Here is a 13,731-nt window from a genome sequence, read left to right as displayed (position 1 = left end):
GCAAGCTGCTCCCTTCAAAGATTGCGCGCAATGACCATGCGCTGAATGTCACTGGTGCCTTCGTAGATCTGGCAAACCCGCACGTCACGATAAATCCGCTCCAGCGGGAAGTCGCTCAGATAGCCATATCCGCCCAGGGTCTGCAAGGCATCCGAGCAGACCTTTTCGGCCATTTCCGAGGCGAACAGCTTGGCCATCGAGGCTTCGACCAGTGCCGGACGTCCAGCATCACGCAGCGCAGCGGCATGCAACACCATCTGCCGGGCCACCGCGATGCGGGTGGCCATGTCGGCCAGGCGGAAGGCCACGGCCTGGTGTTCGATCAAGGGTTTACCGAAACTCTGGCGCTCGCGGGCATAGTCGCGGGCCACTTCGAAGGCGGCACGGGCCATGCCCACCGACTGCGAAGCGATGCCGATACGGCCGCCTTCAAGGTTGGCCAGGGCGATCTTGTAGCCTTCGCCCTCCTCGCCCAGGCGGTTGGCCACCGGGATGCGTACGTCTTCGAACACGATCTGACAGGTATCGGAGGCATGCTGGCCCAGCTTGTCCTCGACCCGGGCTACCTGGTAGCCCGGCGTATCGGTCGGCACGATGAACGCACTGATGCCGCGTTTACCCGCCTCAGGGTCGGTGACGGCGAAGACGATCACCACCCCCGCGTTCTGCCCCGAGGTGATGAATTGCTTGCTGCCATTGAGCACGTAATGGTCGCCGTCGAGGCGAGCGCGGGTCTTCAGGCTGCTGGCGTCGGAGCCGGCCTGGGGTTCGGTCAGGGCGAAGGCGCCGAGCATCTGGCCGCTGGCCAGCGGCGTCAGGAACTGCTGCTTCTGGGCATCGTTGCCGAACTTGAGGATCGGCACGCAGCCCACCGAGTTGTGCACACTCATGATGGTCGAGCAGGCACCGTCGCCGGCGGCGATTTCTTCCAGGGCCATGGCATAGGCCACATAGCCGGTATCGCTACCGCCCCACTGTTCCGGCACCAGCATGCCGAACAGGCCCAACCCGGCCATCTCTTCGATCGCTTCCTTGGGGAAGCGGTGCTCGCGGTCCCATTGCTCGGCAAAGGGGCGCAGGCGCTCCTGGGCGAACTGGCGTACCGCGTCGCTGATTTGCTGTTGTTCGTCATTGACTAGCATGGGACACCTCAGTACAGACACTCGACGGCCATGGCCGTGGCTTCACCGCCGCCGATGCAGATCGCCGCCACACCACGGCGCAGGCCTTTCTGACGCAAGGCTGCCAGCAGGGTGACGAGGATCCGTGCACCCGAGGCGCCGATCGGATGGCCCAGGGCGCAGGCGCCACCGTGGACGTTGACCTTGTCATGGGGCAGGTCCAGGTGCTTCATCGCCGCCAGGGTGACCACGGCAAAGGCTTCGTTGATTTCGAACAGGTCGACTTCGGCCAGGTTCCAGCCGGTACGCTTGATCAGCTTGTCGATTGCACCGATCGGGGCGGTGGGGAACAGCGCCGGGGTGTCGGCAAAGGCGGCGTGGCCATGGATCACGGCCAGCGGCTTGAGGCCCTGCTTCTCGGCCTGAGAACGGCGCATCAGCACCAACGCCGCAGCGCCGTCGGAAATGGAGCTGGAGTTGGCCGCCGTGACGCTGCCGCCATCACGGAAGGCCGGCTTGAGCTGCGGGATTTTGTCCAGGCGGGCCTTGGGCGGCTGCTCGTCATCGGTGATCAGGCGCTGCTGCTTGCCCTCGGTGACTTCCACCGCAACGATCTCGCTGGCGAAGCTGCCGTCCTTGATCGCCTGCTGCGCACGGGTCAGCGAGGCAATGGCGAAATCGTCCTGCTGTTGGCGACTGAAGCCGTTGTGCTCGGCGCAGTCCTCGGCAAAGGTGCCCATCAGGCGGCCCTTGTCATAGGCGTCCTCCAGGCCGTCGAAGAACATGTGGTCGATGATTTTGCCGTGGCCCATGCGGTAGCCGCTGCGGGCCTTGTCCAGCAGGTAGGGGGCATTGGACATGCTTTCCATGCCGCCGGCCACCACCACATCGGCGGTACCCGCCAGCAGCAGGTCGTGGGCCATGATGGCCGCCTGCATGCCCGAGCCGCACATCTTGTTCAGGGTGGTGCAGGTGGTCGACTTGTTCAGGCCGGCGCCCAGGGCCGCCTGACGCGCAGGCGCCTGGCCGAGGCCTGCGGGCAGCACACAGCCGAACAGCACCTGCTCGACGCTGCCTGGGGCTACACCTGCGCGCTCCACGGCCGCACGAATGGCGGCCGCACCGAGTTGCGGCGCGGTCAGGCTTTTCAGGTCGCCCTGCAGGCCACCCATTGGGGTGCGCACGGCGCTGACGATTACGATCGGGTCATTGGCGAGGGTCATGATCTGCTTACTCCTGCAATTACTTGGCGGCCATGCGCAAGGCGCCGTCGAGACGGATCACCTCGCCATTGAGCATGCTGTTTTCGATGATGTGGCGCGCCAGTGCGGCGTATTCCTGCGGGCGGCCCAGGCGCGGCGGGAATGGCACCCCGGCGGCCAGTGAATCACGCACTTCCTGGGTCATGCCGGCCATCATCGGGGTTTCGAAAATACCGGGAGCGATGGTCATCACGCGGATGCCGAAGCGCGCCAGTTCACGGGCGGCCGGCAGGGTCAGGCTGGCGATGGCGCCCTTGGACGCGGCATAGGCGGCCTGGCCGATCTGGCCGTCGTAGGCCGCAATCGAGGCGGTGTTGATGATGACCCCGCGCTCGCCGTCGGCGCTCGCCTCGCCTTCGGCCATGGCCGCAGCGGCCAGGCGAAGCAGGTTGAAGCTGCCGATCAGGTTGACGTTGATCACCCGGCTGAAGCTGTCCAGGCCATGCGGGCCGTTCTTGCCCAGGACTTTTTCGGCGCCGACGATGCCGGCGCAGTTGACCAGGCCGTGGATGCTGCCGAACGCCGTCACAGCGGCATCGATGGCTGCCTTGGCGGCGGCTTCCTGGCTGATGTCCGCGACCGCGAATCGTGCCTTGGTACCCAGCTCCTGGGCCTTGGCGGCTACCGCATCGGCATTGAGGTCGACCAGCATGACCTGGGCACCTGCTTCGATGAGCATCTGCGCGGTGGCGGCACCCAGCCCCGAGGCTGCGCCGCTGACAATGAAGTTCTTGTTGGCAATTTGCATGATGATATTTCCTCAGGCGCTGGTGGTCTGGGCCAGCGCCGCTTGTTGTTTGGCGATTTCCTGGTTGCGCAGGATGAAGCGCTGCAGCTTGCCACTCGGGGTCTTGGGCAGTTCGCTGACGAATTCGATTTCACGTGGGTAGGCATGGGCGTACAGGCGCTGGCGCACGTGCTGTTTCAGGGCTTCGGCCAGCTCATCGCTGGCGACCTGCCCCTTGGCCAGCACGACGAAAGCCTTGATCAGCTCGGTACGCTCCGGATCCGGCTTGCCGATCACGGCAGCCTCGATCACCGCCGGATGCTCGATCAGCGCACTCTCCACGTCGAAGGGGCCGACCCGGTAACCGGAGGTAGTGATGACATCGTCGCTACGGCCGACGAAGCTGATGCTGCCGTCAGGGTTGAGCTCGACGGTGTCGCCACTGAGGTAGTACTTGCCGACGAAGGATTTGGTCGGCATATCCTTGTAGCCGCCGAACCAGCACAGGGGCGACTGCTCGCGGTCCACGGCAAGAATGCCAGGGTGCCCGGCCGCCAGTTCATTGTGCTGTTCATCGAGCACGACGATGCGGTGTCCGGGGATGGCGTATCCGGCCGAGCCCAGGTGCACCGGATGCTCCAGACCATGATGGTTGCACAGCACCATGCCCAGTTCGGTCTGCCCATAGTGGTCGTGAATGGTCACCTGCAACGCATCGGCAAACCAGCGAATGACTTCCGGATTGAGCGGCTCGCCAGCACTGCTGACCACCCGCAGGCGACCTTTGATCGGCGCCGAGAACGCATCGCCTGCGGCAATCAGCATGCGGTAGGCCGTGGGTGAACCGGCAAGGTTGGTGATGGCGTACTTGTCGATGACCCGACAGGTGTTCTCGACACTGAACGGACCATCGAAGAACGTTGTGGCATGCCCCAGTGCCAGTGGCCCGGTCACCGCGTAATACAGACCGTAAGCCCAGCCCGGATCGGCCAGGTTCCAGAAGTTGTCTTCTTCACGCAGATCGATGGCATCGCGCATATAGCCTTTGAAGGCGACAATGGCGCGCAATGGGACTTCCAGCGGCTTGGCAGGCCCGGTGGTGCCAGAGGTGAACATCAGTAGGAACGGGGCGTCGGCATCCAGCATCACCGGCTCACATTCACTGCTGGCGGTGTCCAGTGCGGTATGAAAATCCACGTCATCCGATCCGGGCTGCGCCGAAACACAGATGATCCGGGGACAGTGCTGCACTTCATCGAGCTTGCTGCGGTTGACCGGATCCGTCACCACCACCTTCGCTGCGGATTGCTCCAGGCGATGTTCGATGGCCTTGGGGCCGAACGCGGTAAACAACGGTTGGTAAACAGCACCCAGGCGCCAGGTGGCCAGCACGGTGATCAGCAACTCGGCGGTGCGCGGCATCAGGCCCGCCACGCGATCACCCGGTGTTACCCCCTGGTCCTTGAGCACATTGGCCAGGCGCGAGGCTGCTTGCTGCAGTTGTTCGAAACTGTACTGCGCACTGCGGCCATCACTGCTTTCGTAGTTGAGTGCAACCCGCTCGGCGCCGACATGCCGGTCGCAGCACTCGACACAGGCGTTCAGCGCTTCAAGGCTGCCCTGCAGGACAGCGGCGGCGGTAGCGCAATAGTCGAATCCGGAAACCGCGGCACGGTAGTCACGCATCGTCGAACTCCTTTCTTGTTGTTGGAATGAAACGAACGATGCCTTGATAGTCGCGCCACGGCGCCTCCCGGACAATGGCCAAAGCCGTCAATCTGGATGACTGGTTTGGCCCTTGTCCAGAGCGGTCAGGGGGCCTGGGTTGCCAGCGCGGCCAGCGCCAGGCGGGTCAGGCGCAGGATCAGCGCGTCGATCGCTGCCTGGCGCTCACTGCCCAACTGATTCATGCGTAGCAGGTACTCGCCCTCGTTGATCTCGGCCGCCGCTTCGGTCAAGTCGTCCAACTGCTCGATGAAAGGCTGCTCGACCTGCTCGAACGCCAAGGGCTGTTGTTGGCGCAGATAAGCACGCCAGAAGTCCCGGGTGCTGATGGAGAGTGGCAGCGCATCGGTACGTTCGGCCGCCTCCACGGTGCTGGCCGCCGTTGCGAGTTGTCCTTCACTGACGTTGGCCAACGTCGTGAATCTGTAGCTCGAGGGTTGCCCTGGCAAGTCGAGCGTCCTGGCCAGGCCTACCCGGAATGCCAGGCTGATTTCGACAGCATCGACCCCACCTTCGGAGCCGGAACGGACTCGCTCCGCCACGGTATCCCGGGCAATCTGCTCGACCAGATCGAGGCGGAACAGCCGCCGCGCCAGTTTGAGCAAAGCTGCCGGCTGACGTCCCGCGCGTCCGTCGGCCAGCGCCTCGGTGACCAGCACCTGGGTTTCCAGATGGCTGAAACGGGAAATAAAACCGTCAACGCAGGTATGCCCCTCGATCGCCATGGTAAACAACCGACGCCGAAGCTCACCATCACTGCGTGCTGCATCAATGACCTGCCAGACCCTGCGGGAGAGATCGTCACGGGTGCGCTCGTAGTCGGACGTGCGTGTCAACTCACCGAGCAAGTTGAAGAACTCGTCGCTGCCCGGCTCGTTACGCAGCAAGTCCCATTGCTCACCTCGCTCGCCCCGGTCGGCTTCGGTCAGCGTAGCCAGCCAAAGGCTTCGCGAGTCCGCCGCGGCAGTTGCTACAGCACCGCCCGGTGCGAGCGCAACCTGCCGCCAGCTCTGCACTACCTCGGCCGGCAGCGGATTGCCATCCAGCACCAGCGCTTCGCGAAGGTAGGCCGGAGCCTCAAGCACTGCGGCCGGAAGGATGTCGATCTGGTTGTAACGCAGGTCGGCATGCTCCAGAAAAGGGCATCCGAGGATCCCTGACGGTACCAGCCGCAAGCCGGTACGGCGCAGGAACAGCTCACGCAGACGGCGCAGCGTGCGCAACTCCAGCCGCACCCTGCCCAGTGGGTTGTCGGCCAGGTCAAGCCGGCGCAGCTGATGAAGTCCGGCGATGACGTTCACCCCGATCGCATCCAGAACGACGCGATTTCCGTTGAGTCGCAAGCTGCGTAGCCGGGAAAGATGTGTCAGTCCTCTGGGAACACGACTGAAAGCATTATTGCTCAAGTTGAGCCAGCGCACGTGCGGGAAGTGACGCAGAAAATGCTCCGGAAGCCGCTGCAAACCAAGCCCCACCAGTACCAGATCGGAAACATGCGAGAAGTCTACCTGCTCTGGCAGTGTCGGCAGGCTTTCCACACGCATACCCACCAGGCTCAAGCGCATCCCCAAGTCCAGGCCGGCATTGTCGGTCATTGGCTCACCCAGGCGGCGCCAGCAGCGACGCAACTCATCGGCGACCCGCTGATGTACAGAAGTCACCAGCGTGCGGCTACTGCTCGCCACCGGTGGCTGGCTGGCCACCCAACTACTCAGTGCCCGGTCGAGGCTACGGTACTCATCCTCGCGTCGGAGCAAGGTGGCCATTGCCTGACCCGGTTGTGCGCGCAGGGTCAGCAGATAGGCATCCACCTGCGTTTCGCTGAAGCCGGGAAACAGTGCGCGAATGCGCTCACGCAAGGTCGCTACACTGGGGGGCGCCATGCCCCGACCACTGAGCAGGTAGCCTACACGGCCATCGGCAAGTCGTTGTCCCGGATTGAACCAGGGGCGCATGTCGGGCAGGCCCAGGAGATAGGTCAGTTTTTGCCGGTCGCCCGGCAACCACCCGACCAACGCTGTACTCATTTGCCTGGCTCCGTCGGCTGCGCCCCAACCCAGACGCTCCCGGCTTGCTGTTGGCAGTACTGCCAATAACACATCGACCAATTGCGCAGGATCGGTAACCTCCAGGTCAATAGCCTGGCCATCGGCCCCGTATACGCTGTACAGACCCGCTTCGTACACCAGGCGCTTGACCGGATGTCCACTCGACGGACTTGCAAGACGGGCCAGCATCGAACCGCTGAAGCGATTCTCATACAGCGCCAGGCTTGCCGAGTCGGGCCAGCCCGCATGGCGCTGCAACAGTGCAAACACCAGGCGTACCGTATCAAGGTTGTGGCTGTTGTGCAGGTAGAGCCCTTCAAGCATCCGGTTCAGTGTCGCTGCGCGCAGCAACGGCCGAACCTGCTCGGCAACCCTCAAGGGCAAGCGGGCGTTTTGCAGCATGAACAGGCGTGTACCTTCGTCCAGCTGTTGTAGCAGGTGCAGGGCATAGGCTTGAGGTAGCGTCGGAAAATCACGACGGAGCAATGACAACAACGAATCGCCTGGCAGATAACGGCTGGCCAGATGCTCGAACAACGCCGGACGCAAGCTTGCGCCATGATCGAGCAGTTCAGCCTGGATCTCGCTGTCATCAACCGCCCGCAGGTCGAACTGGCCAAGGCAGTATTGGTAACACGTCTGATCCAGCCCTTCAGGTTCGCCCGTTGCCAACCGGTCAAAAAACGCCGTCACCCTGCGGTCGGCTTCAAAACGTTCGAGGGTGTCGCGCAAACTGACCGGCAGCGGGCGGTTCTCCACCAGCAGACCGCGCAGCTGATCCTCATCGACATCCGCCACCTGCAGAATCTGTCGAATGGTTTCACTGCCCCATACCTCAGCCTGTGGCCACACCGTGGATAACAACAAGGACTGCCCTGCCCATTCCAGCGGGCTGCTCCAACCCAACCGCCAGCCGCGCTGGCCATTGAACTGCAACACAGGTTGATAAGTATCCGTCTCTGTCGGATGCAGGATGCGCCACTGCCCCTGGGCCTGGCGCACTTCGTAGACCGCACCACGGTGCGCCAGCCATTGCCGGCCGGCAAGCGCATACAACCCGTTTTCCTCTCGCGTGACGCCCTCTGGCAGGGCGGTCTGCTGATAAGCGCGCAGATCATTGCTCCACAACCGTTTTTCGCCGTTGTCCAGTTCGACGGGATGCAAGCCCTCGACAAAGCCACTGCGGGCAAATGCCCTGGCCACCACCTGCGCGCCCCCCGCCACAGCGACGCTCACCGCCACGGTTTCGGCAACACCCAGAAGATGGTCAAGCGCTTCGTGCTGCCGCCCACGTACCCAGTCCGATACACCGGCAAAGGCTTCACCCAGGGTTTGTACAACCAGCTGCGTCACCAGCACCGCGCCCAGCGTCGGCACAAACACGCCTGCCAGGTTGAGCACGGTGAGCCCCACCGCTTCCAGTGCCCGGACCCGTGCACGGTGGCTGGAGCTTTCAACTTCAGCGGTGGGTACTGCGATGATCCGCGCATCCTCACGAATGCGCTTCACCTGTTCCTCGGCAAGGTGCGCAAAAGGCTCGCCCGTCAGCAGCGTACCCGCCAGTTGCAGATCGGGTGTGGCATCCATCAAGCGTTGCTGCATCAACGATACAAAAGCAGGGCGCTGCCTGAGCGCAACCCGCTGAATGAGAAAGGCCTGGCTTTCATCCAGTTTGATCCAGTTGCGCAACTGAATTGCCAGTTCGCTCCAACTCTCACAGCGCCGGAGCATCAGACCAGGTGCATCCGGGAGGTAGAGCATCACAGCGAGTACGGGGCCCTCGATGGTGAGCAAGACATTGAGGTGGTTTGGCGCCCCGCGCACCTCGAACAGCAGCGCCCCTTCCACCGGACAACCGAACAGGTTCAAGGTGAAGACATTTACCCGATTCCAGCCATGTATGATCGGCGAGCGTCGATTAGCGGCCATTTCCAGCATGCGCAGATCCGTGGCGTCGATGTGCCCCTTCAGATAGGCAATCGTCGAGGCCAGAAGCAAATGGCTGGCTTTGTCCTGGGCCAAATCAGTCAGCAGCCCTTTGTCAAATACGTCCTTCAGATGCGCCTGGTAGCGTTGACCCACATCGAGTGCACGACACATGCGTGCCAGCCGCTCGGGCAGATCGAACAACACCTGTTCGTGGTTCTTCGTAACCAGCGCTGTCCCCAGGTAAAAGCCATCGTCCTCACCATCGCTCGTCCCGAAGTTCTTCAACAGGCGGTGTAGCGCGGGCTGAAAGACAAATTTCGTTTGATCCTCGGGCAACGGGGCCCCCAGGGTGAGGTTGAAATCCCGTAGCACGTCTCGCCAGTCGGTCTGACGCAAGTCGACCTGTACGCCCAGCTGGTCGTACAGGGCCTGCTCGTACAACGGCTGGGCAAATTCGCTGATTGACGCCAGCCGGCCTAACGCCTGATGCACCTTGTCCTGGCTGGCTTTGTGTTTGTCGAAACACTGGCGCAGCACCGACAATTGCACAGGTGTTGCATCCTTCAGCCAACCCGGCAGGTTCTGTCCGAGAAAGTCATCCGTGTCGTTGCCGCTGGCTGCCTGCTTGATCTCGCTCATTGTCGTTCCCTTGTCATGGCTCGAAAGCCACAACTTAAGGATCCCTCGGGGAGCTTGGGCAGTCGGAACCTTGTCCGGGATCAGGACGACTTGCCGTCACCGATCAACGAACGCAGGTGCCCGGGATTGCAGCCGAACCATTTGCGAAAGGCCTTGTAGAAGGAACTGCTGTCAGCAAAGCCCAGGCGTTCTGCAATTTCGGCAAAACTCAGCTCAGGCTCGCCCAACCAGGCCACAGCCAGCTCCCGGCGCACGCTGTCCTTCAATCCCTGGTAGGTCTGCCCTTCCTCTGCCAGGCGCCTGCGCAAGGTCGATGCCGAGAGGCACAGGCGCTGGGCAAGGTGGGTGGTTTCCGGCCACAGCACAGGCGGCATTTGCAGCAGATCCTGGCGAATGCGCCGTGCCAGGCTGGCCGGATCGCGGTACTTGACCAGGATGTTGCCCGGCGCTTGGGCAAGAAACCGCTGCAACTCTTCCTGCGTGCGCTTGAGCGGCAGGTCCAGGCAATCGGCGGCAATGATCATCCGCGTGCGAGGTCGGTTGAACTGCAGGTTCTCGGAAAACATCACGCGGTAATCATCACAGAACGGCGGCTCGGCGCAGCGCAGTTCGATCGCCAGGATCGGGATCCGCCGACCGGCCAGCCAGCAGGCTACACCGTGGACGATCATCCAGAAGGTGAAATAGGTGAACGCGCGGCGCGGCTGTTCCCGCGGTTCGCCGATGACGATTTCCGCCAGGCTTTGCTGGCGTACCAGCGTCGGTTGCATATCCTCGAGCATCAAGCCGAGAAAGGCCAACGCCGTCTCCAGGCCCTCGCCCAAGGTCGCCTGGGCCATGGATGCACGACAGAGGAACGCCAGGCTGCCGCTACGCAGGCCGCGCGGGTCCATGCTGAAAAACTCGTCGTTGTAGCGTCGTGCCAGCAATCGCCAGAGCCGCGCATAGGCACTGGCCGGGACACGCGCCTCTGGCTGCTCGAACAGCGCCGGATCGATGCCCACCCGCTTCAGCAGGTCGCCACTGGCAATGCCTGCGGGACACGCTTGCAACAGCGCTTCACGGATCAGTTGAATCGAGATGGTGTCTTTTTCCGCCATCGGCCGTGGATCGTCTTTCCGCTTCATGGATGCGGCCATCTTAGGGGCCCGGAGAAAAAAAGACAGCGCTGTTTCATGCTGTCGGGGCCAATGCCAGAAACGCCTGGATCAGCCGTAGTTCCCGACGCCGCTCCAGGCAACCGACCATGTGCTGGTTGATCAGTCCCTCCCCCGCGATGGGGCGGGTTGCCACCCGCGGATCATGGGCGACCTCGACCGAGGACACGATGCCGATGCCCAGTTCGGCAGCCACCGCCTCGGTCACCGCCTCTCGACTGTCCAGTTCCAGCAGCACCCGGGGCTGCACCTGCGCCAGGTTGCAGGCCTGGTCGAAGGTGCGACGGGTAATCGAAGACGGTTCGCGCAGCACCATGATCTGCCGATTCAGCTCGGCCAGGGGCAGTTCCTCACGGCTGTCCGCCCAGGGATGCCCCACCGGCAACAGCGCACAGATGCGCGAGTCGCCAAGGCTTTGCAGGTGCAGCCCCTTGCGCGGTTCGACTTCGGTCAGGACCGCCACATCAGCGTGCTCGCTGAGCAGCGCCGCCAGCGTTTCCTGCGCATTGCCCAGGCGCAGATTGACCGTGATGCCTGGGTAGCGTGCCCGCAACTGCGCCAGCATCGGCATCACCCGGTGCGGGCCGTCGGCGGCCACTTCCAGGCGCCCGGTCAGCAACTGGCGATTGGCTTCGAGCATGGCCTGGGCCTCTTCGGCCAGACCAAACATGGCACGGGTGATCGCCGCCAGGCGCGTGCCCTCTTCGGTCAGTTCGACCCGACGCGCGGTGCGGCGCAGCAGGGTGATCTGGTAGTGCTCCTCCAGCGCCTTGACGTGCCCGGTCACCGCCGGCTGGCTGATGAACAGGCGACTGGCGGCACGGGTGAAGCTGCCTTCACGGGCCACGGCATCGAACGCACGCAACTGGAACAGATTCATATCTATCGGCCTTACTTATGGCTGGCATAACAACAAACAATTTGATTGATGGAGCGCGGAATTGCAACTTAGGTCTCGTAGATTCAGCCCACCGCACCGCCCGTGAGGATTACCGGAATGAGTAACGCCCCTATCCTGCTGACCCCCGGCCCCCTGACCACTTCGGCCCGCACCCGCCAAGCGATGCTGGTGGACTGGGGCTCCTGGGACCGCGACTTCAACCAGCTGACCGCCAGCCTGTGCGAACAACTGCTGGCCATCGTCAACGGTACCGACAGCCACCACTGCGTGCCCCTGCAAGGCAGCGGCACCTTCGCCGTGGAAGCGGCCATCGGCACCCTGGTGCCTCGTGACGGCAAGGTCCTGGTGCTGATCAACGGCGCCTACGGCCAGCGCCTGGCGAAGATCTGCAAAGTACTGGGCCGCGCCTACAGCACCTTCGAAACCGCGGAAGACGAGCCGACCACCGCTGCCGACGTCGACCGCCTGCTGGCCACCGACAGCAGCATTACCCACGTGGCGCTGATCCACTGCGAAACCAGCACCGGCATCCTCAACCCGCTGCCGGAAATCGCCCAGGTCATCGCCCGTCACGGCAAGCGCCTGATCATCGATGCCATGAGCTCCTTCGGCGCCCTGCCAATCGATGCCCGCGAAGTGCCGTTCGACGCCCTGATCGCCGCCTCCGGCAAATGCCTGGAAGGCGTGCCCGGCATGGGCTTCGTCTTCGCCAACAAGGCCTCTCTGGCTGCCGCCGAAGGCAACTCCCCATCCCTGGCCATGGACCTGCAGGACCAACATGCCTACATGGCCAAGACCGGCCAATGGCGCTTCACGCCGCCGACCCACGTGGTGGCGGCGCTGCACGAAGCCCTGCTGCAGTACAACGAGGAAGGCGGCCTGCCCGCCCGTCACCAGCGCTACGCCAGCAACTGCAAGGCCCTGCTCGACGGCATGGCGGCCATTGGCCTGCGCAGCTTCCTGCCCGCCGAGATCCAGGCGCCGATCATTGTCACCTTCCACGCGCCGAAAGATTCGCGTTACCAGTTCAAGGACTTCTACGAGCGGGTCAAGGCCAAGGGCTTCATCCTCTACCCGGGCAAGTTGACCCAGGTCGAAACCTTCCGCGTCGGCTGCATCGGCTGCGTTGGCCCGCAGGGCATGCAAGCCGCCGTCGATGCCATCGCCCAAGTGCTGCAGGAAATGGAAGTGCTGGACATCTGAAACCCGACCTTTACCCGATCAGCGACCCTATTTCGCTCAAGGACACCTGCACATGAACTACAGCAACCCGACTCAACTGCAAGCCGCCATCCTCGACTGGGCCGGCACCGTCGTCGACTTCGGCTCCTTCGCCCCGACCCAGATCTTCGTCGAAGCCTTCGCCGAGTTCGACGTCGAAGTTTCCATCGAAGAAGCCCGCGGCCCGATGGGCATGGGCAAGTGGGACCACATCCGCACCCTGTGCGACCAGCCGCAGATCGCCGAGCGCTACCGCAAGGTGTTCGGCCGCACCCCGACCGACGATGACGTCACCGCCATCTACGAGCGCTTCATGCCGCTGCAGATCGAAAAGATCGCCGTGCACTCGGCGCTGATTCCGGGCGCCCTGGACACCCTGACCGGCTTGCGCCAGGACGGCCTGAAGATCGGCTCCTGCTCGGGCTACCCGAAAGTGGTGATGGACAAGGTGGTGGAACTGGCGGCGCAGAACGGTTATGTCGCCGACCATGTGGTGGCCACCGACGAAACCCCCAACGGTCGCCCGTGGCCGGCCCAGGCCCTGGCCAACGTGATTGCCCTGGGTATCGACGATGTGGCGGCCTGCGTGAAGGTCGACGACACCGTGCCGGGCATCCTCGAAGGTCGCCGTGCCGGCATGTGGACGGTGGCGCTGGTCTGCTCGGGCAATGCCCTGGGCCTGACCTACGAAGGCTACCGCGCCCTGGCGTCGGATAAACTGGACAGCGAACGCAAGCGCATCCACGCCCTCTTCGAAGGCTCGCGCCCGCACTACCTGATCGACACCATCAACGAACTGCCGGAAGTGATCGCCGACATCAACCGGCGCCTGGCCCGGGGCGAGATGCCTCAGGCGGTGTAAGACCTGGCAGTGTTATCGCGGGGCAAGTCGAGTCGTGGGGGGGGGGGGGGGCCCGGGGGGGGGGGGGGGGGGGGGGGGGGGGGGGGGCCGGGGGGATACAACAACGAAGACGCCGGGCCCCCCCACACTCAGAAGGTGG

Annotated in this window: 9 protein-coding genes; 2 read left to right on the top strand and 7 right to left on the bottom strand. The window is 63.5% G+C overall.

Going from position 1 to position 13,731, the window contains the following annotated elements; translation table 11 throughout:
* Positions 1–14 precede the first annotated feature (14 nt).
* The 7 genes from ACIQUS_RS21655 to ACIQUS_RS21625 form a co-directional block, all read right to left on the bottom strand.
* Positions 15–1,142, bottom strand: a complete 1,128-nt coding sequence (locus ACIQUS_RS21655; RefSeq protein WP_403051215.1) for an acyl-CoA dehydrogenase — start codon at positions 1,140–1,142, stop codon at positions 15–17.
* 8 nt (positions 1,143–1,150) lie between these two features.
* Positions 1,151–2,344 carry an acetyl-CoA C-acyltransferase gene (locus ACIQUS_RS21650; protein ID WP_403051212.1) on the bottom strand — a complete coding sequence of 398 codons (1,194 nt, stop codon included), beginning with the start codon at positions 2,342–2,344 and terminating at the stop codon, positions 1,151–1,153.
* 19 nt (positions 2,345–2,363) lie between these two features.
* Positions 2,364–3,131 (bottom strand): SDR family NAD(P)-dependent oxidoreductase, encoded by a 768-nt coding sequence (locus ACIQUS_RS21645; protein ID WP_403051209.1) that lies wholly within the window; start codon positions 3,129–3,131, stop codon positions 2,364–2,366.
* A 12-nt stretch (positions 3,132–3,143) separates the two neighbouring features.
* Positions 3,144–4,796: an AMP-binding protein gene (locus ACIQUS_RS21640; RefSeq protein ID WP_403051206.1), complete on the bottom strand. Its 1,653-nt coding sequence runs from the start codon at positions 4,794–4,796 to the stop codon at positions 3,144–3,146.
* Between the two features lie 125 nt (positions 4,797–4,921).
* Positions 4,922–9,451 carry an NEL-type E3 ubiquitin ligase domain-containing protein gene (locus ACIQUS_RS21635; RefSeq protein WP_403051203.1) on the bottom strand — a complete coding sequence of 1,510 codons (4,530 nt, stop codon included), beginning with the start codon at positions 9,449–9,451 and terminating at the stop codon, positions 4,922–4,924.
* Between the two features lie 80 nt (positions 9,452–9,531).
* Entirely contained in the window at positions 9,532–10,551 is a 1,020-nt protein-coding gene (locus ACIQUS_RS21630; RefSeq protein ID WP_403051306.1) for an AraC family transcriptional regulator, read from the bottom strand.
* Between the two features lie 73 nt (positions 10,552–10,624).
* Complete coding sequence (locus ACIQUS_RS21625; protein ID WP_403051200.1) at positions 10,625–11,488, bottom strand: LysR substrate-binding domain-containing protein; 864 nt, start codon at positions 11,486–11,488, stop codon at positions 10,625–10,627.
* A 117-nt stretch (positions 11,489–11,605) separates the two neighbouring features.
* On the opposite strand from ACIQUS_RS21625, the gene ACIQUS_RS21620 reads away from it, so the two are divergent.
* Positions 11,606–12,712, top strand: a complete 1,107-nt coding sequence (locus ACIQUS_RS21620) for a 2-aminoethylphosphonate--pyruvate transaminase (protein WP_403051197.1) — start codon at positions 11,606–11,608, stop codon at positions 12,710–12,712.
* Between the two features lie 52 nt (positions 12,713–12,764).
* Entirely contained in the window at positions 12,765–13,592 is an 828-nt protein-coding gene (gene phnX / locus ACIQUS_RS21615) for a phosphonoacetaldehyde hydrolase (protein ID WP_403051194.1), read from the top strand.
* Positions 13,593–13,731: the final 139 nt, after the last annotated feature.

It is taken from the genome of Pseudomonas sp. NPDC090755, assembly GCF_044769005.1.
Lineage (GTDB): Bacteria > Pseudomonadota > Gammaproteobacteria > Pseudomonadales > Pseudomonadaceae > Aquipseudomonas.
Note: the sequence above shows the minus strand (reverse complement) of the source record. Positions and strands in the feature narration are given on the sequence as shown.